The sequence below is a fragment of the Paucibacter sp. DJ2R-2 genome (genome assembly GCF_025717675.1).
GTDB lineage: Bacteria > Pseudomonadota > Gammaproteobacteria > Burkholderiales > Burkholderiaceae_C > Paucibacter_A.
In genome coordinates, this window is the sequence record NZ_JAJIRT010000011.1 from 127806 (window position 1) to 150374 (window position 22569).

15 protein-coding genes are annotated in these 22569 nt (G+C 65.9%); 9 read left to right on the forward strand and 6 right to left on the reverse strand.

All coding sequences use genetic code 11. The features are described 5' to 3' along the window. Position 1 precedes the first annotated feature (1 nt). The 3 genes from LNV28_RS21340 to paeA all read left to right on the forward strand — a co-directional run bounded on the left by LNV28_RS21340 (position 2) and on the right by paeA (position 5532). Complete coding sequence (locus LNV28_RS21340) at positions 2-1051, forward strand: cell division protein ZipA C-terminal FtsZ-binding domain-containing protein (protein ID WP_263520116.1); 1050 nt, start codon at positions 2-4, stop codon at positions 1049-1051. 373 nt (positions 1052-1424) lie between these two features. Beyond that, on the forward strand, positions 1425-4187 hold the full coding sequence (locus LNV28_RS21345; RefSeq protein WP_263520117.1) for a putative bifunctional diguanylate cyclase/phosphodiesterase: 2763 nt from the start codon (positions 1425-1427) through the stop codon (positions 4185-4187). Positions 4188-4218: 31 nt separating this feature from the next. Then, a complete protein-coding gene (paeA, locus tag LNV28_RS21350; protein ID WP_263520118.1) occupies positions 4219-5532 on the forward strand; it encodes a polyamine export protein PaeA in 1314 nt (437 codons plus the stop codon). 15 nt (positions 5533-5547) lie between these two features. On the opposite strand, the gene LNV28_RS21355 is transcribed toward paeA, so the two are convergent. Continuing rightward, positions 5548-6339 (reverse strand): SDR family NAD(P)-dependent oxidoreductase, encoded by a 792-nt coding sequence (locus LNV28_RS21355; RefSeq protein WP_263520119.1) that lies wholly within the window; start codon positions 6337-6339, stop codon positions 5548-5550. A 158-nt stretch (positions 6340-6497) separates the two neighbouring features. Between LNV28_RS21355 and LNV28_RS21360 the strand changes: the two genes are divergently transcribed. Both LNV28_RS21360 and ligA read left to right on the forward strand, forming a co-directional pair. Continuing rightward, positions 6498-7463: a LysR family transcriptional regulator gene (locus tag LNV28_RS21360; RefSeq protein ID WP_263520120.1), complete on the forward strand. Its 966-nt coding sequence runs from the start codon at positions 6498-6500 to the stop codon at positions 7461-7463. Then, positions 7460-9556, forward strand: coding sequence for an NAD-dependent DNA ligase LigA (gene ligA, locus LNV28_RS21365; protein WP_263520121.1), 2097 nt, complete (start codon positions 7460-7462; stop codon positions 9554-9556). Before LNV28_RS21360 ends, ligA begins: the two co-directional genes overlap by 4 nt. On the opposite strand, the gene LNV28_RS21370 is transcribed toward ligA, so the two are convergent. From LNV28_RS21370 to LNV28_RS21380, 3 genes are all read right to left on the reverse strand, one after another. Beyond that, positions 9545-11737, reverse strand: coding sequence for a putative bifunctional diguanylate cyclase/phosphodiesterase (locus tag LNV28_RS21370; protein WP_263520122.1), 2193 nt, complete (start codon positions 11735-11737; stop codon positions 9545-9547). The two genes, ligA and LNV28_RS21370, sit on opposite strands and share 12 nt — an antisense overlap. 110 nt (positions 11738-11847) lie before the next feature. Continuing rightward, a complete protein-coding gene (locus LNV28_RS21375) occupies positions 11848-13176 on the reverse strand; it encodes a 3-deoxy-D-manno-octulosonic acid transferase (RefSeq protein ID WP_263520123.1) in 1329 nt (442 codons plus the stop codon). A 3-nt stretch (positions 13177-13179) separates the two neighbouring features. Next, complete coding sequence (locus tag LNV28_RS21380; RefSeq protein ID WP_263520124.1) at positions 13180-14568, reverse strand: phosphomannomutase/phosphoglucomutase; 1389 nt, start codon at positions 14566-14568, stop codon at positions 13180-13182. 172 nt (positions 14569-14740) lie between these two features. Here LNV28_RS21380 and LNV28_RS21385 point away from each other — a divergent pair, with 172 nt between their 5' ends. The 3 genes from LNV28_RS21385 to LNV28_RS21395 are packed head-to-tail and all read left to right on the forward strand — an operon-like array spanning position 14741 to position 17595. Then, the gene (locus LNV28_RS21385; protein WP_263520125.1) at positions 14741-15886 is read left to right on the forward strand and encodes a sensor histidine kinase; all 1146 of its coding nucleotides are present in this window, start codon (positions 14741-14743) and stop codon (positions 15884-15886) included. 4 nt (positions 15887-15890) lie between these two features. Then, complete coding sequence (locus tag LNV28_RS21390; RefSeq protein WP_263520126.1) at positions 15891-16700, forward strand: LytR/AlgR family response regulator transcription factor; 810 nt, start codon at positions 15891-15893, stop codon at positions 16698-16700. A 10-nt stretch (positions 16701-16710) separates the two neighbouring features. Beyond that, positions 16711-17595: a DMT family transporter gene (locus LNV28_RS21395; protein ID WP_263520127.1), complete on the forward strand. Its 885-nt coding sequence runs from the start codon at positions 16711-16713 to the stop codon at positions 17593-17595. 33 nt (positions 17596-17628) lie between these two features. On the opposite strand, the gene LNV28_RS21400 is transcribed toward LNV28_RS21395, so the two are convergent. Continuing rightward, entirely contained in the window at positions 17629-18813 is a 1185-nt protein-coding gene (locus LNV28_RS21400) for a GAF domain-containing protein (protein ID WP_263520128.1), read from the reverse strand. A 178-nt stretch (positions 18814-18991) separates the two neighbouring features. Next, complete coding sequence (locus LNV28_RS21405; protein WP_263520129.1) at positions 18992-21544, reverse strand: GspE/PulE family protein; 2553 nt, start codon at positions 21542-21544, stop codon at positions 18992-18994. Between the two features lie 254 nt (positions 21545-21798). On the opposite strand from LNV28_RS21405, the gene pcp reads away from it, so the two are divergent. Then, entirely contained in the window at positions 21799-22461 is a 663-nt protein-coding gene (gene pcp / locus LNV28_RS21410; RefSeq protein WP_263520130.1) for a pyroglutamyl-peptidase I, read from the forward strand. The last annotated feature ends 108 nt before the right edge of the window (positions 22462-22569 follow it).

The following is a 22569-nucleotide window of genomic DNA, read 5'->3' on the forward strand; positions in this document are numbered from 1 at the left end:
CATGAGCCTGACCGAAATGCTGGCCGTGCTCGGTGGCCTGGTGCTGGCCGGCGTGGTCGGCCATGGTGCCTGGAGCGCCCGCAAGGCTGGGCCGCGCCGGGCGGACCCGCAGATGGAGCCGGTGATGGACGGCCAGCGCCTGGAGCCCGGTCTGGACGCCGACGCCGGTGGCCAGCCTGCCTCGCTTGATGAAACCATGCCGGCCGTCGGCCGCGTCGCGCGCAAGCCCTCGGCTCGCATCGACGCGCTGATCGACGCCATTGCCACCATCACCCTGGACACGCCGATCAGCGGTGAGATGGCCAGCTCGCAGCTGCCCGGCAGCCGGCGTGCCGGCACCAAGCCTTTTCATATCGAGGGCCTGAATGCCGAGAGCGGCGAATGGGAGCTGCCCCTGGCCGGCCAGCGCTACGGCGAATTCCAGGCCGGCGTGCAGATGGCCAACCGCAACGGCGCCATGAACGAGATCGAGTATTCGGAGTTCGTGCAGAAGGTGCAGGGATTTGCCGATGGTGTCGGTGCTTTTGTCCAGTTCCCCGACATGCTCGATGTGGTCGGCCGGGCCCGCGAGCTGGACCAGTTTGCCAGCGCCCATGACGCCCAGCTGGCCGTGGTCCTGCGTGCCCGCAATGCCGCCTGGACCCTCGGTTATGTGCAGCAGATGGCCTTGCGCCACGGTTTTGTGCCGGGCGCCATGCCCGGGCGCCTGGTGCTACCGGCGGCCGAGGAGGGCGCGCCGCCGATTTTGTCCTTGAGTTTCGATCCCCAGGCCGCCTTGGCCGAAGATCCGCAGCAGTCCTCCTTGCGTGAGCTGTCTCTGTCGCTGGATGTGCCGCAAACGCCCGAGGCCCTGGAGCCATTTGCCAGCTGGCAGGAGGCTGCCCGCGGCCTGGCCCGCGACATCGAGGCCGATGTTTGCGACGACCGCGCCCAGATCCTCAACCTCCATGCCTTCGCCAGCATCGGGCAGGAGCTCAGCACCCTGTACCGCGCCCTGGCCTCGCGCGATCTGGCGGCCGGCAGTCTGGCTGCCCGCCGCCTGTTCAGCTGAGCGAGCGCCTGCCCTAGCCCGGGTGTTTCGCGAGGTCGGCCCTGGCCGGTCCGCAGCACCGATGGGCACGATGATCTCTCGCTTCGACCTTCGATCCATTTTGGACACTGGGCCTATGCGGGCTTGCGCGGCCCAGACCTTGCCCCTGACGCCTCAACTCCTCGCCGATGTCACTGGGCATCGGCTGCGGCCGTCTCGGCGCCACCGGCTGCGGCCTGGACGCACGCAATTCCCGCGTCCTTCGTGAAACATCCGGGCTAGGCCAAAGCCTGGCCGTGGCCGCTCAAGTCGGCCCATGGGGCGCCGAAAAAGGCGAGATATGCCTTTTTCGCGCTCCTGCTCTTTAGGCGCAGTTCGGCTGCGCTCGCTCGCCTTGTCCTGCCTTTGTGTGCTGAGTCAGGGCGCAGCCGTGGCTCAACAGGGCGTTCAGCCACCTCAGCCGCCCCAGGCGGCCTCGACCGCGCCGGGCCAGGTGTCGATCGCACAGCAGGTCAATGACATCGAGGCGCGCTGGGGCAACCAGTTGCCAGAGCTGCTGCTGAAGCTCAAACCACTGGAAGCCGCTGCGCGCGCCGCCGGTGGTGATGATCTGCGTGTCTTCCTGGCGGCCTGGGGCTATGTCCATGGCGCACTCGACAAGCCGACCGTGGCCGACGCCGCCATTGCCGAGTTGCTGGTCTTGGGGGAGCGGGAGCGTCAATCGCTGGCCCTGGCCTCGGGCTATGCCTTGCGCGCGACCATGCTGCAATTCTCCGGGCGCATTGAAGCGGCTTATGGCTGGATCGAAGCCGCCTTGCCCTTGGTCGCACAAAGCCCGGACGCCTCGCTGCGCTATTGGGTCTATATGACGGCCGGCGACCTCGCTGCGTTCCTGGGGCGCCTGGAGTTGGGGCGGGCCCATTTCGAAGCCGCCGATGCAGCGGCCACCGAGCTCGGCAACCTGCGCCGCAGTGCGCAAGCGCATGTGGCCTTGGCACCGGTCAAGCTGGCCATGGGTGATTTGGTCGGCGCGCGCGTCGATGCGGTGCTGGCTTACCGACTGGCGGACGAGATCAAGGTCGGGCCCTTGATGATCGCCGCCAGCTTGCTGGAGTCCCTGGTGGCCGAGCGTTCGGATGACCCGACCGCGGCCACAGCGGCCGCCAAGCGTGGCCAGGACCTCGCCTACGCCATGCAGCGTCAGGGCTGGAGCGATGGGCAGGAGATCAATCCGCAGGCCGGCGGGCCGCGTTGGCTGAGCTCACAGCTCCACGTGCTGCAGCAGCTCAGCGGCCTCTACCTCAGCGCCGGCAATTTCGAGCAGGCCCGGCTGTCGGCCGCGCGTGGTCTGCAGCTGTCCGCGCAGCAGCGCGATGCCGAAGCGTCCGCGCTGGCGTCTATCAACCATGGCATGGCTTTGCACGGACTGCGGCGTCCGGCAGAAGGCCAGAAGTCGGTCGAACAGGGCCTGGACTGGTTGCGCCAGCGCGGCAAATCGGTGCAGTTGCTGCTGGAGCTCAACCGCTACGGCCTGCTGCTGGAACGTACCGGCGATGCCGGCGGTGCGCTGCTGCGGCTGCGCGAGGCCTTGGCCATGGAGTCGGAGCTGGTGCGCAAGGACAAGCTCAACACCGTGCTGGACCTGCAGCATCAGTCCAGTCTGGAAACACAGCAGCGCGAGCGTGACCAACTGGCGCATCAAGGTGCCTTGCTGGCCGGCAGCTTGGAGCGCCAGCGCGGCGAGCGCTTGATGGGCCTGGCGCTGGCCGGCAGCCTGGCTCTGGGGATCGTTCTGACCGCCTTGCTGTACCTGCGCGTGCGCCGCGCCAATCGCGAGCTGCTGAGCAAGAACGCGGAGCTGGAGTTCGTCAGCCTCCATGACCGGGTCACCGGTTTGCCCAACCGCCGGGCGATCGAACGCGACACCGAGGCGCTCAAGGACAGCAGCTTTGTCGGCCTGGGCATCGGCATCAAGCGCTTCGGCCTGATCATGGGCAGCCTCGGGCATGTGCTGGGCGATGCCTTGCTGTGCCAGGTTGGAGAGCGCCTGCGCGCCGTGGTGACCCGGCGCGGCGGCACCTTGTACCGGCTCGACGGCCTGTCATTTGGGGTCTTGTTCAAGGGCAACAGCGAGTCTTTGGGCCTCGACGCCTTGCTGCTTGAATTGAGCGAGGTGATCGCACCGAGCTTCCAGATCGCGCAGCAGCAGTTGACCGTGACCCTGAGCATCGGCGCCGCCGAGTACCCCAAGCATGGGCGCACGCCGGCCGATGTCGCGCGGGCGATCCAGTTCGCCAGCCACCGCGCCCGCGAGCAGGCGGGCACCTGCGCGGTGGTGTTCTCGGAAGACTTGATGTCGCGCCAGCATGAGCGCCTGCTGCTGGAGTCGCGCCTGTCGCAGGCTTTGGAAAAGGGCGAGTTCGAGCTGCACTACCAGGCCCAGTGCCGCCTCAGCGACCGGCGCTTGAGTGGCTTTGAGGCCTTGCTGCGCTGGCGCAGTGTCGACGGCCTGATCCCGCCCGACCGCTTCATCCCCTTGGCCGAAGCCTCGGGTCTGATCGTGCCCATAGGCCGCTGGGTGCTACAGCAAGCCTGCGCCCAAGCCCGCGCCTGGCAGGAGGCCGGCCTGGGCGAGCCCATGGTGGCTGTCAACATCTCACCGCGCCAGTTCCAGCACCCCGAGTTCATGGAGATGGTTCGACAGACCTTGCAGAGCAGCGGCGTCAACCCGGGGCAGATGGAGTTGGAGATCACCGAAGGCGCCGTCATGGACGAAGCCGATGGGTCGACGGCGCAGCTCCATGCCCTGCGGGCGCTCGGCCTGCATCTGGCCATCGACGATTTCGGCACCGGCTACTCGAGCTTGGCCTATCTGCGCCGCTTCCCGATCAACCGTTTGAAGATCGACCGCTCCTTCATCACCGACCTGATGCGTCGCAGCGAGGATGCTGCCATCGTTCAGGCCTTGATCCAGCTCAGCCACAGCCTGGGTTTGACCGTGGTGGCTGAAGGCGTGGAGGATCTGTCTCAGGAGGCCTGCCTGCGCGACTGGGGTTGCGACCTGATGCAGGGTTATGTCTATGCACGCCCGGTGCCGGCGGCACAGGCCAGCGAGATGCTGCGACAGGCCCAGACCTCACTGGTAGTCAGCGGCTAGACTTGCAGGCCGAGACCGAACGAGACCCGCCTTGTCCTCCAGCCTGCTTTTGATTGCGGCCCTGATTGCCGCGAGCGCCTTCTTCTCCGTGGCCGAGCTGTCGCTGGCCGCTTCGCGCCGCTTGAAGTTGCGCCAATGGGCCGACGAAGGCGACGCCCGCGCCGAGCGAGTACTCGCCGTGCAGGAGCAGCCGGGTCACTATTTCACGGTGGTGCAGATCGGCGTCAACACCGTGGCCATTCTGGGCGGCATCGTCGGTGAAGGCGCGCTGACGCCGCATTTCGAGACCCTGCTGCAAGTGGTAATGGGCGCGCAACAGGCGCAGACCGCAGCCTTTGCGCTGTCCTTTGCCTCCATCACGGCGCTGTTCATCGTGCTGGCCGATCTGGTGCCCAAGCGCTTGTCGATGAACGAGCCCGAGCGCATGGCGGTGGTCGTGATCGGGCCGATGTTGGGCTTGATCACCCTGATGAAGCCCCTGGCCTGGGCCTTCAGTGCCTTGACCGCCAGCCTGATCAAGCTGATGGGCCTGCCGGCCGAGCGCGACAACACCATCACCCATTACGACATCCTGGCGCTGGCCGAGGCCGGCAACCAGGCCGGTGTGGTCGCTGATGCCGAGCAGCAGATGATCGCCAATGTGTTCGAACTCGACACCCGCACGGTCGAGAGCGCGATGACCAACCGCGAGCGCATCGTCTTCTTCGCCCTGGCCGATGACGATGCGCTGATCCGCACCCGCATTGCCGATGACCCGCATTCCACCTACCTGGTCTGCGACGGCGAGATCGACAGCATCGTTGGCTATGTCGACGCCACCGATCTGTTTCAGCGCGTGCTGCGTGATGAGCCGATCGCTTTGCGTGCCGAGGGTCTGGTCAAAAAGGTGTTGATCGTGCCGGACCGGCTGACCTTGTCCGAGGTGCTGACCCAGTTTCGCCAAGTGCACGAGGACTTCGCCGTCATCGTCAATGAGTACAGCCTGGTGGTTGGAGTGATCACGCTGAACGACGTCATGAGCACGGTCATGGGCAGTCTGGTCACGTCCTACGATGAAGAGCAGATCGTGCGCCGCGAGGATGGCTCCTTCCTGGCCGATGGCATCACCCCGATCAGCGATGTGCAGCGTTCGCTGGAACTCGACAGCCTGCCCCACGCCGGTCAGTACGACACCTTGGCCGGCTTCCTGATGGTGATGCTGCGCCGCATCCCCAAGCGCACCGACCATGTGTTCTGGGAGGGCTGGCGCTTCGAGGTGGTGGACGTCGACAGCCACCGGGTCGACCAGGTGATGATCACGCGCGTGCCTGCGGCTTCAGCGGCCGACACGGCTGACACTGCCTGAGTCAAACTTACCGGTTCAGAGAAACATGCCGCCCGAGGCCTCGATGCGCTGGGCATTGAGCCAACGGTTGCCTGGGCTCAGCAAGGCGGCGATGGCGCCGCCGATGTCATCAGGCAGGCCGACCCGGCCGAGCGCGGTCTGGCTGGCGATGAAGCCGTTGACGCGGGCGTCGTCACGCACCAGGCCTCCGCCGAAGTCGGTTTCGATGGCGCCCGGCGCCACCACATTGACCGCGATGCCGCGCGGGCCCAGCTCCTTGGCCATATAGCGGCTCAGCACCTCGACCGCGCCCTTCATGGCCGCGTAAGCACCGTAGCCGGGCAGGGCGAAGCGGGTCAGGCCGCTGGAGATATTGACGATGCGGCCGCCGTCGTTCATCAGCGGCAGCAGCTTCTGGCTGAGGAAGAACACGCCCTTGAGGTGCACGCGGAACAGCTCGTCGAACTGGTCCTCGGTGGTGTCCATCAGGCCGGCATGGATGCCCAGACCGGCGTTGTTGACCAGGTGATCGAAGTGCTCGCGCTGCCAAGTGTGGGCCAGCGCGGCCTGCACGGCGGCGGCGAAATCGGCAAAGCTTTCGCTGTGACCTGTGTCTAGTTGCAAGGCCACAGCGCGGCGCCCAAGGGCCTGGATCTCGGCCACGGCGCTGGCGGACTCGGCCGCCTGGCTGCGGTAGCTGAGGATGATGTCATGGCCCTGGGCGGCCAGATGCAGGGCGGTGTTGCGACCCAGGCCGCGACTGCCGCCGGTGACCAGGGTGATGGGGTGCTGCAGGGCCTGGGCTGGCTTGCTGGTGATGGCGTTCATAAGGGTCTCGTTGTGAATTTGGGCGGGTGTTTGTGGGGGCAGAGGCTGGTGTTTCAGCATCATTGAGTGAAGTCTATTGATCGCATTCCATTCGATAAACTATCTGCAAATGGAAGAACTGTTCTCGAAATGAAGACAATTCAGCGTGGAGCTAAGCGATGAATCCGATGGAGCAAATGCAGGTCTTCAGCCGCGTCGTAGAAACCGGCAGCTTCACCCAGGCCGCCGCCAGCCTGGGCCTGGCCAAGGCCAGTGTGTCGGCGGCGGTGCAGAAGCTCGAAGCCCGCGTGGGCACCCGGCTGCTCCATCGCAGCACGCGCCGCCTGCAGCTGAGCCAGGACGGTCAACTGTTCTACGAACGGGCCAAGGAGGTGTTGGCTGACTTGGACGAGCTCCATGGCCTGTTCCGGCAGGCGGACACGCAATCGCTGCGCGGCCGTCTGCGCCTGGACATGTCGACCGGCGTGGCGCGCCAAATCGTGATGCCGCGTCTGCCCGAGCTGTTGGAGCGCCACCCTGAGCTGGAGATCGAGTTCAGCAGCACCGAGCGCCGCGTCGATCTGGTCCGCGAGGGTTTCGATTGCGTGCTGCGCATCGGCCCCCTTGGCATCGCGGAGGCTGGGCTGCAGGCGCGCCCGCTGGGCCTGCTGCCGGTGGTCAATTGCCTGAGCCCGGCCTATCTGGCCCGCCGCGGCGAACCACGCACGCCCGATGAATTGCCTGAGCATCGCCTGGTCCATTACGTCTCGGTGCTGGGCGCACGCAGCCGCGGCTTTGAGTACCTTGATGCGTCGGGGCAGCAGCAGTGCCAGGCCATGGCGGGCGCGCTCACCGTCAACAATGCCGAGGCCTACCAGGCCGCCTGCCTGGCCGGCTTGGGCCTGATCCAGGCGCCGCGCGTGGGCGTGCAAGCGCTGCTGGGCCAAGGACTTTTGCGCGAAGTGCTGCCGGCCTACCGCCCACCCGACATGCCGCTGACCCTGCTCTATGCCCATCGCCGCCAGTTGCCGGCACGAGTGCGCTACGTGATGGACTGGCTGGCGGGGGTGGTGGCCGATCATCTTCGAGCTGAAGCAAGACCCGCCGGCGAGGCGTTCGCCGCTCAGCCACAATCCGGGCCATGAGTTCCACGCCCCTTGACTTGTTTTCCTCCGTTCCTGCTGAAGCCTCCAGCCCGGCCGAACGTGCCGCCCAGCTTCGCGAGAGCCTGAACCACCACGCCCATCTCTACTATGTGCTCGATGCGCCGGCCTTGCCCGATGCCGAGTACGACAAGATGTTTCAGGAACTGCAGGCCCTGGAAGCAGCCCACCCGGAGCTGTTGAGCGCCGATTCGCCGACCCAGCGTGTGATCGGCCAGGTGCTGGATGGCTTTGCGCCGGTGCGTCATGTCGTGCCCATGCTGAGCATCCAGACCGAAACCGACACCGAGGCCAGCGGGGCGCTGAATTTTGACGCCCGCGTGCGTCGGGAGCTGGGTCTGAGCGAGGATGCGCCGGCCATCGAATACGCCGCCGAGCTGAAGTTCGATGGCCTGGCCATCAATCTGCGCTACGAGCAGGGCTTGTTGGTGCAGGCCGCCACGCGCGGTGACGGCGAGAGTGGCGAAGACGTGACCCAGAACATCCGCACCATCGGCCAGATTCCGCTGCGCTTGCGGGGCCCGAGCCCGGCGGTGTTGGAGGTGCGTGGCGAGGTCTATATGCGCCGCGATGATTTCGAGGCACTCAACGAGCGCCAGCGCGCGGCCCATGAAAAAACCTTCGTCAACCCGCGCAACACCGCGGCCGGCGCGGTGCGCCAACTCGATCCGGCGCTGGCGCGGCAGCGGCCTTTGAGTTTCTTTGCCTACGGCCTGGGCGAGGTTCAGGGCTGGGACATGCCAACCAGTCACAGCGGTTTGCTGGACGCCCTGGCTGCCTTGGGCCTGCCAGTTTGCGCCGACCGCGCCGTGGTGCAGGGCGCCCAGGGCCTGGTCGAGTTCCATCAGGCCATGGGTGCCAAGCGCGACCAGCTGCCTTTCGACATCGACGGCATCGTCTACAAGGTCAACAGCCTTGAGCTGCAGCGCCAGCTTGGCTTCAAGACGCGAGAGCCGCGCTGGGCGGTCGCCCACAAATATCCGGCCCAGGAGCAGGTGACGCGCCTCAACGGCATCGAGGTCCAGGTCGGGCGCACCGGCAAGCTGACGCCGGTGGCCAAGCTGGAGCCCGTCTTCGTGGGCGGCACGACGGTGTCGAACGCGACCCTGCATAACGTCTTCGAGCTGCGGCGCAAGGGCGTGCGCATCGGCGACCAGGTGATCGTGCGGCGCGCCGGCGATGTCATCCCTGAGGTGGTTGGTCGCGTGCCTGGTGAGCGCGCGGCCTATGTGCCCAATTTCCGCTTGCCGCGCGCCTGCCCGGTTTGCGGTAGCGCGGCTTTGCGTGAGCGTGGCGGCATGGACTACCGCTGCAGCGGTGGCATCTCTTGCCCGGCCCAGCGCAAACAAGCCCTGCTGCATTTCGCCGGCCGGCGGGCCGTGGACATCGAGGGTCTGGGCGACAAGCTGGTCGACCAGCTGGTCGACGCCGGCATCGTGCAGAGCCTGCCGGGCCTGTACAAGCTCGGCGTGGCCAAGCTGGCTGCGCTGGAGCGCATGGCCGAGAAGAGTGCGCAGAACATTGTCGACGCGCTGGAAAAGAGCAAACGCACCACGCTGGCGCGCTTTCTCTTCGGCCTGGGCATCCGCCAGGTCGGCGAGACCACGGCCAAGGACCTGGCACGCCATTTCGGCAGCATCGACGCTCTGATGGACGCCAGCCCCGAGCAACTGCTCAGCGTGCCTGACGTCGGCCCTATCGTGGCGCAAAGCATCCACACCTTCTTCGCCCAGCCACACAACCGCGAGGTGGTCGAGCAGCTGCGCGCCGCCGGCCTGCACTGGGAGGAGGGCGGCGGCACCTTGGCCGAACGGGGCCCGCAGCCCTTGCTGGGCAAAATCCTGGTGCTGACCGGCAGCTTGCCGACGCTTTCGCGCGACGCCGCCAAGGATTTGATCGAGGCCGCCGGCGGCAAAGTCAGCGGTTCCGTGTCCAAGAAAACCCATTACGTCGTGGCCGGCGAGGAGGCGGGCTCCAAGCTGGACAAGGCGCGCGAACTGGGTATTGCCGTGCTCGATGAAGCGGGCCTGCAGGGCTTGCTGCAGGGCCAAGGCCCCGGCGACTCAAACGGCTGACGAAGCAGCTTCCTGCACGCAGTCGAGCTGAACCTGCTCGGCAGGCACAGGGCGGCTGAACAGAAAACCCTGCACCTGGGCGCAGTCCAGCGTTTGCAAGACCGCCAGCTGCTCGGGGCTTTCGACGCCTTCGGCCACGGTGTTGAGGCCGAGGCTGCGCGCCAAGCCGATCACCGCCTCGATGATGGCGCGGTCGCCGGTGTCGCGGCCGGCGGCACCGATGCCGGCCACGAATGAGCGGTCGATCTTCAAGGTCTGGATCGGCAGCAGCTTGAGGTAGGCGAGCGAGGAGTAGCCGGTGCCGAAGTCGTCGATGGACAGCTGCACGCCCAGGCCATGCAAGGCGTTCAAGGTGGCCAGGGCGTTGTCGGCATTCATGATGACCGACTCGGTGATTTCCAGCTCCAGGGCCGAGGCCGGCAGACCGGTCGCGGCCAGGGTGGCTTGCACCAAGTCGACAAAGTCGCCTCGCTCAAGCTGCCGCACTGAGACATTGACCGAGACATGGTCCAGCGCCAGGCCGGCACTGCGCCAGGCCATCATGTCCTCGCAGGCGCGTCGCAGCATCCAGGCACCCAGCTCGTTGATGAAGCCACTCTCCTCGGCCAGTGCAATAAAACGGGCCGGTGGCACGGCGCCGAGCTCCGCGCTGTGCCAGCGGGCCAGGGCCTCGACGCCGCAGCAGGGGCCGACACCGCCAGTCGGAACGCCTGGCGCGCGAGCCAGGAACTTGCTCTGGTAGTGCACGCTGATTTCAGCGCACTCCAGGCTGCGGCGCAGCAGGCGGTCCATGTGTGCACGTGCCAGCGCCGCCTGAGTCATTTCGGGGCGGTAGAAATGGAAACGGTTGCGGCCAGCGCGCTTGGCCTCATACATGGCGGTGTCGGCCGCCCGCGCCAGCTCGTCGGCGCTGCCGCCGTCACCGGGGTAGAGCGCAATGCCGATGCTGGCTGAGATCTGCACTTCGTGCCCTTGCAGCTCCATATTGCGGCTCAAGGCCTGGATCAGCTTGTCAGCCACCAGCGGAGACTCCAGCGCCGCGTTCTCGCACTCGAGCACGCAGACGAACTCGTCGCCGCCCAGGCGAGCCAACAGATCGCTGCCGCGCAGATGCGCCGCCAGGCGACGCGCCACTTCGATCAGCAGATCGTCACCGACCGAGTGGCCGAGCATGTCGTTGACTTCTTTGAACTGATCGAGGTCCAGGAAGAGGACGGCCAGCTGCCTCTGCTGGCGTTGCGCCTTGGCGATGGCATAACGCAGATGGTCATTGCACAGCAGACGGTTGGGCAGGCCGGTCAAAGGGTCGTGATGGGCCAGGTGCTCGAGCCGGGCCAGGGCGGCGCGCAACTCTTCGGTGCGAGACTGAACTCGCTGGTCGAGCACACGGTTGACCTCCTGCAATGCAGCTTCCTGGCGGCGCAGAATGCCCTGGGCGCGCTGCACCAGCAGCAGCTGCAGGCCGTACAGGCCCAGCATCAAGGCGAAGCCGGCCAGCACGGTGCGGCGATGCAGCGCGGCCAGGCGCTGAACGAAGGGTGTGACGTCCTGGTACAGCTCGATCACGCCAGGCGACTGGGCCTGCTCGGCGCCGGCCGGAATCGGCATATAGCTGCTGATCAGGTCGACCGTGGCCCTTTGCCCCTCAAAGGCATCGAAATTGTTGCGGTGGACAAGAACGCTGGTGGTGCGGCCACCCAGGGCGGCCTGGAAACCGGGGTTGTCGCGCTTGTCCTCGCCGATCTGCGCGGCGCTGCTGGAATAGACCGTCAGGCCCTGGCGGTTGTAGAGCTTGATCTTGATGATGTCGGCCCCGAACATCAGGGTTCGTGCTCGGGTGTGCAGCTCTTGGGCTTCGACCAGGGATTGCAACTGCGCGGGCTCAAGCGCCGAGTTGTCGTGCAGGAGAGGCGCCAAGCGCTCTCCGAGCGCATGGATGAAGACCGCCGTCATGGCCTCGTTGCGGCGCTCGGCCATGTGGATCAGTTCGCGCTCCATCTGCGCGCGCATGCTCAGGGTCAGCAGCAGACCGACTGTTGCGATCAAGCCCAGCGACACCCAGGAGAAATAACGGGTCAGCCGGAAATGCCCGGTCGGGCGCGGTGAATCTGGCACAGGCAAGGCGGCCGCCGGCGCCTGCAGCGCCTCGGACACATCGTTCTGTCTCGGACTCGATCGCATCACGCTCCCTCCGCCACCGCGGCCCGATGATGGCTCGCGCTAAGCAATGTAGGCGATTGTGTGCGCTCTGCGTGCTCGGTTTTTCCTCGGGCAGCGAGGGTCGGTTCAGCTCAGGCCGGCGGTGGTGGTGCCAGCGTCAGGATGGTCGCCGCCATGCGCGCAGCTGCGCCGCGGTGTTGCGCAGCGAAGTCCAGGGCGCGCGCCTGCATCTCGCTGCGGCGCTCTTGGTCTTGGCACAGCAGTAGGGCTTGGTCCAGCCCCTCCCTCAGATCGGTCACACGCAGCGCGGCTCCAGCCTCGGCGGCCAATTCGGCCGCCTGGGCGAAGTTGAAGGTGTGCGGCCCCATCAGCAAGGGGCAGCCGCAGGCGGCGGCCTCGATCAAGTTTTGCCCGCCCAAGGGCGCAAAGCTGCCGCCAAGCAAGGCGACATCGGCCAAGCCGTAATAGAGGTGCATCTCGCGCATGGAGTCCCCCAACCAGGCATCGGCTTGCAGGGCTTGCGGGTCAGGCTGCGCCTGCCAGCGGCTGCGTCGGGCTACGGTCAAGCCCGCCGCCAGCAGCAGGGTTTCGACCTCGCCAAAGCGCTGGGGGTGGCGTGGCACGATCAGCAGCAGAGGCCGAGTCGTGCCGGGGGGCAGGTCTTGCCAAGCCTTGAGCAGCAGGGCTTCTTCGCCTTCGCGGCTCACGGCGGCCAGCAGCACGGGCCGGCCCAGCTGGGCACGCCAGGCCTGGCCGCGACTCAGCAACTGCTCATCGACCTTCATGTCGAACTTCAGATTGCCCTGCACCTGCACCTCGGCGGCGCCGCTGGCGCGCAGCCGGCCGGCATCGGGTTCGGTCTGTGCCAAGACCAAGCGCAGGCGCCGCGCGGCCGGATGGAGCAGGGCGGCGAAGCGTTGGCCGCGCCGCTGGCTGCGTGCCGACAATCGGGCGTTGGCCAACACCATGGGCAGGTCGACCGCCTCGGCGCGAGCTTGCAAGCAGGGCCAGATCTCGGTTTCCATCAACACGCCGACCGCAGGCTGCCAGTGCTGCAAAAAACGGCGCACGGCGCCCGGGCTGTCATAGGGCAGCCAGGCCTGCGCGTCTCCCGCCTGCAGCAGTTCGCGCCCGGCCTCGCGGCCGGTGGCCGTGCTGTGAGTGAGCAGCAGGCGCAAGTCCGGCCGGGCCTGGCGCAGGGCTGCCACCAGGGCCGCGGCGGCGCGGGTCTCGCCCAGGGAGACCGCATGGAGCCAGAGCCGGCCTCCTGCCGTCTCTGGCTGCGCGTAGAAGCCGAAGCGCTCGCCAAGCCATTCGCGGTACAGCGGTTCGGCCGCACCGCGTCGCCACAGGCGCAGCAGATAGAGCGGGCTCAGCAGCTGCAGCAACAGGCCGTAGAGTCCGAGTGCCAGAGCCTGGCCCAGGGTGCTGCTGCGGCCGGCGGTGTCAGCCTTGCTCAAGAATCAATGCCCGGCGGCAAAGGTCGCGTCGGGCTTGACGCGCTTGAGTTGGGCCAGCACATCGTGCTCGATGCGGGCCAGGGCTTCGGGCGTTTGGCCTTCGAAGCGCAGCACCAGCACCGGCGTGGTGTTGCTGGGGCGGACCAGGCCGAAGCCGTCGTCGTACTCCACACGCAGGCCGTCGATGGTGATGATTTCCTTGGCGCCCGGAAACTCGGCCACTTCCAGCAGCTTCTTGACCACCTCGTGGTGCTCGCCTTCGGCGCAGGGCACGTTGATCTCGGGGGTGTTGAAGCTGTTGGGCAGGCCGTTCAGCACGGCGCTGGGGTCGGCCACCTTGGACAGGATTTCGAGCAGGCGGGCGGCCGTGTACATGGCGTCGTCGAAGCCGTACCAGCGGTCCTTGAAGAAGATGTGGCCCGAGAGCTCGCCGGCCAGCGGAGCGCCGGTTTCCTTGAGCTTGGCCTTGGCCAGCGAGTGACCGGTCATCCACATCAACGGGCGGCCACCGTGCTCTCGGATCCAAGGCGCCAGGCGCTGGGTGCACTTGACGTCGAAGATGATCTCGGAGCCGGGCTTGCGCTTGAGGATCTCGGCGGCGAACAGCATGATCTGGCGGTCCGGCATGATCATGGTGCCGTCCTTGGTGACCACGCCCAGGCGGTCGCCGTCGCCGTCGAAGGCCAGGCCCAGTTCGGCGTCGGTCGCGTGGACGATGCGCTTCAGGTCTTCCAGGTTTTCCGGGCGCGAAGGATCGGGGTGGTGGTTGGGGAAGTCACCGTCGACCTTGGAGTAGATGTCGATCACCTCGCAGCCGAGGGCGCGCAGAATGGCCGGGGCGGAGGCGCCGGGGATGCCATTGCCCGAGTCGACGACGATCTTCATCGGCCGCTTGAGCTTGGCATCGCGCACGATGCGGGCGCTGTACTCGGCAATGATGTCCATGGATCCGACGCGGCCCTGGCCGCTCGTGTAGTCCTCGGCCTCGATGCGGCGGCGCAGGCCCTGGATCTGCTCGCCATAGACGGCAGCGCCCTTGAGCACCATCTTGAAGCCGTTGTAATCCTTGGGGTTGTGGCTGCCGGTGACCATGATGCCGGAGCGGCAGCCTTCTTTGCTGCGCGTGGCGGCCACGTAGTACAGCATCGGCGTCGTCACGGCGCCGAGGTCGACGACGTCCAGGCCGGTCGACTGCAGGCCACGGATCAGGGCTGCCACCAGGCTGGGGCCGGAGATGCGACCGTCGCGGCCCACGGCCACGGCTTTCTCGCCCAGCTTGCGAGCCTCGGTGCCGAAAGCCCGGCCCAGATGTTCGGCCAGCTCTTCGTTCAAGGAGCTGCCGACGACGCCGCGGATGTCGTAAGCCTTGAAGATGGACGCCTGAACTTGCATGGATACCCCTGTGAGTGGAATTTGAGGGCGGATTGTAGGCAGACCGGGCGCTGCCTTTCGGCTTGGGTCGCTTGCCATTCGTCGCTGCCCCTGTCCATCTGTCGCGTCCACCTGGGTTCGGCGTGGGTGGCAGCGCTAGGCTGAAGCCTCATCACCTTTATGCTGCACGCCCATGAACCACAGCCCTTGGCACACCCTGCAACAGACGTGGCGACGCTACTGGCGCCTGCACAAGCGGCGCGACGAGCCCTTCTGGGCGCGCGCGCTGATCACCATTGGCATCGGCCTGGCTTTCCCGACCGGCTTCATCCTGATCGACGCGGCCTTGCGCGGGCGCTTGCCGACCCATGCCTGGTGGCCGTCCTGGCTGCTCGGTATCCTCATTGCCTTCACCATCCACGCCATGTACCGGGCGACGGAGCTGCTGCTGTCGCAGGACCGCATCGACCGCCTGCAAGATCAGCCCAGCTGGCGGACCGGCCTGCTGTTCGCCGGCATTCCCATCGTCGGCACGGCCTTGGGCATGCTGATGGCACGCCCATTGCTGTCCTGGATGCTGCAACAGACGGTGCGCATTGAAGCGTTCGAGAGTTTGCAGGGCATCAGCAAGTTCCTGCTTATTTCGCTGGCCGTGTCGGTGATCTGGGGCCTCTGGGCGCAGATCCGCTGGCAGCGCAAGCACCTGCAGCTGCAGGCCACTGAGGCGCAGCTGCGCCTCTTGCAGGCCCAGATCGAGCCGCATTTCTTGTTCAACACCCTGGCCAATGTGCAGAGCTTGATGGAGGTGGACGCGCCGCGCGCGCGCCAGATGCTCGAGGCCTTCACCGACTACTTACGTGCCAGTCTGGGCCAGTTGCGTGACGCCGACAGCACCCTGGCCCTGGAGCTGGACATGGCTCAGTGCTATTTGCAGCTGCTTCAGATCCGCATGGGTGAGCGCCTGCGCTTTGAGATCGAGGCCGACAACGCGGCCCGCGCGGCCGTGCTGCCGCCTCTGTTGCTGCAGCCGCTGATCGAGAATGCCATCCACCATGGGCTCGAACCCAAGGTCGAGGGCGGGCAGGTGCGGGTGCGCGCTTCCGTGCACGGGACCCGATTGGAGATTCAGGTCTTCGACGATGGCCTCGGCCTGGAGGCGCCGCGCCGGCCCCGGCGGGCGCCCCAAGCAGGCCACGGGCTTGCCTTGGTTAACATCCGCGCCCGTCTGCAGTCCCGCTATCCTGATCGATCCAGCCTGACCCTGAGCACTGGCCCGCAAGGCCTGGGCACGGTGGCCACGCTCAGCCTACCTTTCATCACCACCGCCAGCCCGACCTGACATCATGACCCGTGCCCTGATTGCCGACGACGAAGCGCATCTCGCCCTCTATCTGAAGAACCAGCTGCAGCAGCTCTGGCCCGAACTCGAGATCGTGGCCATCGCCCGTAACGGCATCGAAGCCGCCGAGCAGATCGCCGAGTTGCAACCCGATCTCGCGTTTCTGGACATCCAGATGCCCGGTTTGACGGGGCTGGAGGTGGCGCAGGGCATCGAGGGTGCGACCCGGGTGATCTTTGTGACGGCCTATGACGACTATGCGGTGGCGGCCTTCGAGCACGCCGCCCTTGACTACCTGCTCAAGCCGCTGAAGACCGAGCGACTTGCACGCACGCTGGAGCGCGTGCGCGCCAGCCTGCTGCCGGCCGCGGCCGATGCAGCGCCTGCGGCCGCGCTGGAAGGCGGCCTGGCCGCCGCCTTGCAGACCTTGCTGCGGGGGAGCGCAGTTACTGGTTCGGGTGTCGTCTCGGGCGCGGAATCTGGCGCTGGACCTTTGCGTTATGTGCGCGCTGCCCAAGGCGATCTGACGCATCAGATCCCGGTGGAGGATGTTCTCTACTTCCATGCCGACGACAAATACACGGTGGTGCAAACGGCCCGCGGTGAGCATCTGATCCGCACCCCCATCGTCGACTTGGTGGCCCAGCTGGAGCCCGCGCAGTTCTGGCAGGTTCATCGGTCCACGGTGATCAATCTGAGCCACCTGGCCGGGACGCGGCGCGACGAGCTGAGCAGGCTGTTTGTCCGCTTCAAGGGGCACGAGCGCGAGCTGCCGGTCAGCCGCGCCTATGTCCATCTCTTCAAGGCCATGTAAGTTGGGCGCCATGAAGCCCTTTGACCTGGGCGAGCTCCTGTTGCTGGCGGCCATCTGGGGCGCCTCCTTTCTATTCATGCGCTTGGGAGCCCACGAATTCGGCCCCGTGGCGATGGCGGCTCTGCGCGTCAGCGGCGCCAGCCTTTTGCTCCTGCCTTTGTTGATCGGCCGATTCGGCGCCCAGGGTTGGCAAGAGCTGCGGCGGGAATGGCGGGTGCTGCTGGGCATTGCCTTGCTGAACAGCGCCTTGCCCTTCACCCTGTTCAGCTTCGCGGCGCTGTCGATCACGGCCGGTTTGTCCAGCATCCTCAATGCCACCACTCCGCTTTGGGGCGCCTTGGTGGCCTGGGCCTGGCTGGGCCAGTCCTTGAGCCTGTCGCGGGTCATGGGCTTGTCGATCGGCTTTGCCGGCGTGTTTTTTCTGGCCTGGGGGCAGGCTGACTTCAAACCCGGCGGCAGTGGCTGGGCCTTGCTGGCCTGTCTGGCGGCGACGCTGTGCTACGGGTTGGCGGCCAGCTTCACCAAACGCTTTGCCGCGCATATTCGGCCGTTGACGGTGGCGACCGGCAGCCAGGTCTATGCTGCTTTGCTGCTGGCCGCGCCGGCGCTGCAGGCTTGGCCGCCCGTGGCGCCGAGCCGTTCGGCCTGGTTGGGTGTCGTGATGCTGGCGCTTTTGTGTTCCGGCGTGGCCTACATCCTGTACTTTCGTTTGATGCAACGCATCGGTCCCAGCAACACCCTGGCCGTGACCTTTTTGATCCCGGTCTTTGCCGTGCTTTGGGGTTGGCTGTTTCTGGCCGAGGCCTTCACTGGGCAGATGGCGCTGGGCTGCGCCATCGTGCTGGCGGGAACGGCGATGGCCTTGGGCCTGATTGGCTGGGGCAAGACGCGCTGAATTTGCAGCTTAGCCCGTCCGGCCCTGCGTCCTTCAGGAATGCGCGTCCGGGCTCTTGAGCTTGCGGTACAGGGTGCTGCGGCCAATGCCCAGCTGCCGCGCTGCCAAGGCCAGGTTGCCCTGACAGGCGTGCACGGTCTGGCGGATCATGCGCATCTCCGAGGCACGCAAGGTCAAGGCATCGGCTGTGGGCACGGCAGGCTCCAGCAGCAATGGGCTGAATGAGGTGTCAGCCACAGGCGCGAGCTCATCCAGCGACTGTTCTGGAGTGAGCACGATGGCCGGCGCGTCCGCTGGAGCTTCCGGTGTCGCCATGTTGGCCGCTGCTGCCGTGACGGGCCATGACGGGCGGCTGCTGGGGCTCAAACGGCCGTAGAGCATGGGTGCGGCATCGGGGTGGCCGCGTGCCACCGTGCCATGCAGCAGCAGACTCATCGCTGTGTCGGGCTGGTTGCGGCTGAGCGCTTGCAGTTCGCTCATGCCCAGGCCGAAGATTTGCGTCAGATCGAGCCGGCGCAGCGCCGTGGCAGGCAGGTTCAGCAAATCCAGGGCACGCCGGTTGGCGCCTAAGAGCTGGCCGTCTTCGCCCAGGGCCATCACCCCTTCATTGAGCGTGCCCAGCCGCTGCGGACTGGCATGCAGATGCAGGCGGGTGTTGCTGCTGAATCGGTCGTTGAACCACTGGTTTTCGATCATGCGGGCCGAGATGCGGGCCAGCGCCAGGGTGTGGGGGTGGTAGCTGCGGCGGTCGCTGGAAACATCGATCACGCCCAGCAAGGCGCCTTTGTGGTCGAAGATGGGTGCGGCGGAGCAGGTCAGAAACTGCAGCGAACGCAGATAGTGTTCGGCGCCATTGACCACGGTCGGGCGCTCGGTCATCAACGTCGTGCCCACGGCATTGGTGCCCTGCGTGGCCTCGGCCCATTGCGCCCCCGGTGCCAGCGCAATCTGCTGGGCCCGGGCTAGAAAACCGGCGTCGCCGAGCGAGTGCAGGACCACGCCGCTGGCATCGGTCAGCAACACCATGCTCTGCGCATGGCTCAGTTGCTCGTAGAGCATTTCCATCAAGGGCAGGGCTTGCGCGCACAGGCGCGCATTGCGCAGCTGCAAGTCAGCAAGCCGGCTGCCTTCGATTCGGTGGAGATCCGGCGTTTGATGCGGCTGCAGCCCGAACATCTGGCAGCGCTCGTGGGAACTCTGGATGGTGCTTTGGTGCAAGGCCTGGCTGTGCGCAGATGCAGCCGGCCTCACGGTTTGGGATGAAAACAATACCTGCCCCTGAATGCTTTATTTGAAGAACCACTATCGGGCAAGTGCCGGAAGCTGGCAAGCGGGGAAGGTCGGGTTGGCAGGTCTAGCCCCCCAATTTGAAGCTTGGATATTTGAAAAACAGATGTCAGGCGTTGCTAGTTGCGCGCACTTCGCCCATTGTGGTGACGCCTTGCAACACTTTGACGATGCCGTCCTGTCGCAGCGAGCGCAGGCCTTCGTTGAGAGCGGCCTGGAACAGCTCTTCGGCACGGGCCCCGGTCTGGATCAGGCGACGGATGGGCTTGCTGACGACCAGCAGTTCATGCAGACCGGCCCGGCCCTTGAAGCCGCTGAACTCGCACTTTTCACAGCCAGGGCTGTGGAAGTGCAGCAGCTCGCCATTGATGCCGTACTGGGCCTGCCAGCTGGCCAGCAGGGCTGTGCGCGAGGGGCGGTGCTCGGCACTGAATACGTGCAAGTAATCATCCAGCCATTCGTCCTGGTCGCTCAGGCTCAAGGGCTCGCCAACCCGGCAGGCCGGGCACAGACGGCGCACCAGGCGCTGTGCCAGCACGGCGAGCAGGGAGTCGGCGAAGTTGAAGGGGTCCATGCCCATGTCCAGCAGGCGGGTGATGGTCTCCGCCGCGCTATTGGTGTGCAAGGTGGACATCACCATATGGCCGGTCAGCGAGGCTTCGACGGCGATCTCAGCGGTTTCCTGGTCGCGGATTTCGCCGACCATGATGACGTCCGGGTCGGCGCGCAGGAAGGCGCGCAAGGCCTTGGCAAAGGTCCACTCGATGCGCGGGTTGACCTGCACCTGGCGCAGACCGGCCTGGGTAATCTCGATCGGGTCTTCGGCTGTCCAGATCTTGCGGTCGGGTGTGTTGATATGGGCCAGGGCCGAATGCAGGGTGGTGGTTTTGCCCGAGCCCGTGGGTCCGACGCAGAGCACCATGCCGTAAGGGCGGGCCACAGCCGTCTGCAAATTGCTTAAATTGTCCGGGCTCAGACCGAGCTTCTCCAGCGGAATCGGCCGCGAGGAGGACAGCAGGCGCATCACCACATCTTCCAAACCGTTGTTGGTCGGAATGGTGGCCACGCGCAGTTCCAGTTTGGACTGCGGCACATAGCGTGAGAAATTGATCTTGCCGTCCTGCGGCTTGCGGCGCTCGGAAATGTCGAGCTCGCACATGATCTTGATGCGGGCGATCATGGCATTGCGGTAGGTGTGAGGCAGCTCCAGATAGGGGTGCATCACACCGTCACGGCGAAAGCGGATCTTGACCTTCTCGCTGCCCGGGTGGGTTTCGATATGGATGTCGGACACGCCCTGGTTGCTGGCGTCGATGATCATGGTGTTGATCAGGCGGACCAGGGAGTTGTCGCTTTGCTCGATCGGCTGCTCATCCTCGCGGACGCTGCGCTCCTGGCCTTCGCGCTCCAGGGTCTCGATCAGCTTGTCGGCCTTGTCGAGGCTGAAGTCGACCTGGAAAGCGCCCAGGTTCAGTTCGCTGCTGCGCCCCACGGATTCACTGCCGTAGCGTTCATAGGCCTGGTGAATGGCGAAGCTCAGTGAACCGATCTTGGCCAGCGTGGGCGTGACCTTGAGTTGAGAGATGAACTCGACCTCGTCCAGCGCATCGCGTCGCGTTGGGTCCTCCATGGCCACGATCAAGCGGCCATCACGCAAGAGCAGGGGCAAGACTTCCAATCGCTTGGCCACCGCATAGGGGAGCTTGACGATAGCCTCGGGTTCGAAGGCAAAGTTGCCGACGTCGACCAGGGGGTAGCCCATCTTGCGGGCCAGGGCCGACTGCAGGGCTTGACGGGTCACCACGCCCTTGCGCACCAGCAGTTCGCCCAGTGGCACCGAACGGTCGTCGCGCTGCTGGATCAGGGCTTGTTCCAGCTGCTCCTGCGTGATCAGGTCCAAGGCCAGCAAGGCCTCGCCGATGCGCACCATGGGCATGCGGGCCTGCTGGTCGATGGCTTGCACGAGTTGGTCGGCGGTGACGATCTGCTGCGCCACCAGGATGTCGCCGACGCGGCGGGAACGCAGATGCGATTGCTCCGACGCCGCCTCTTCGACCTGATCGGAGGTGACCAACTGCTCCTTGATCAACAGATCGCCGATGCGTTCCCCGATCTCGAAATGCTCCAGGGCCTCGCGCGGGATGAAGACACGCAGGACCGAGTCGTCGCTGTCGCTCAAGGGCGGGAACAGGAACAGGCCGAGGTCGTCATGGCAGTGGCCGACGGTGATGCCGCGCAGTTCACCGCCGCCCACAAAGTGCAGCTTGAACTCGCTGCGCGGACGGTGGTCTAGGCGCAGGACGTCATCATCGGTCACGGCTCGGGCCGGCACCACGATGGGCCGCAGCAGCTTGAGCGCGCGAAACTGGCTGAACTTCAAAGGCATGGCACTGCGCGCCGGCGGCACATTGATCTGCGCCAGGCGTTCGTGCGGTGCCATCAGGATCACATGACCCGCACTGCGGCTGTTGTTGAGCCCGAGGATCTCGCAGGGCTCAGGGGACACCTGCGTCGTGGCCTGAGGATAGGCCGCATAGGGCGGCATGGGCCACGCAAAGCCATCATTGGCTCGGCTCTGTGCTCGCATGGTGGCGGCGGCCTCGCCCGCACTGGAGCCGGCCTTCTCGTGGGGCCAGGGCAGTGGGGTGGACAGATCGGTCATGCAGAAATTCTCCAATGAGGGCAAGGCGCAAACCCGCTTCAGCCGCTGCGGCGCGAACGGGTCGCAAGGTCCGCCACGAATGCTAAGGCCGGCGGCAGTGCCGGCAAACCGTGAATAGGTCAGCGTGCCACATTCTCTTTGTTTTTTCATGGGCAGACTTGGGTGAGGCTGAGCTGCTCGCTGGGCGACTCGGTGTGCAGGATGCTTGCCGGCACAATCCAATCATTCATCGCCACCAACGCCGCGGAAACTCCATGCCCCAGTTGCCATCAAGCCAGCCCACCGTTCTGTTGACAGGGTTCGAAGCCTTTGGCGGTGAAACCGTCAACCCGTCCTGGCTGCTGGCCCAAGCTTTGGACGGACAGGTGATCGAAGGGCACCGGGTGGTGGCGCGCCTGCTGCCTTGTGTCTTCGGGCAGGCGCTGCAGGTGCTCGACCGCGCCTTGCACGAGGTGCGGCCGAGTTTGGTGTTGGCCTTGGGGCAGGCGGCGGGCCGCAGTGAGTTGTCGCTGGAACGGGTGGCCATCAATGTCGACGACGCGCGCATTGCAGACAACGCTGGGGCCCAGCCTGTTGATACACCGGTGGTGCATGGCGCGCCGGCGGCCTATTTCTCAACCTTGCCGATCAAGGCCATGACGGCCGCCGTGCGTGCAGCCGGACTGCCTGCGGCCGTGTCCCAGACGGCCGGCACCTTTGTTTGCAACCATGTGTTTTTCGGCCTGCAACATGCGCTGGCAGGCAGTCCGGTGCGCAGCGGCTTCATGCATATTCCCATGCTGCCTGAGCAAGCAGCTCGGCACGCCCAGATGGCCAGCATGAGCCTCTCCTGCATGAGCCAAGGCCTGCGTTTGGCCTTGCAAGTGGCGCTGCAAGTGAAGCAGGATTTGCAGGTCGCAGATGGCGCCATTGCCTGATTTCGAAGTTTTTTTGCACGAACGCTGTAAGACCAGGCCCTTGTCTTGCGACTGAATCCAGCCCGCGGCATCATGCCGCCGGGACCGAGTCTCTCTAGCGGTCTCCTT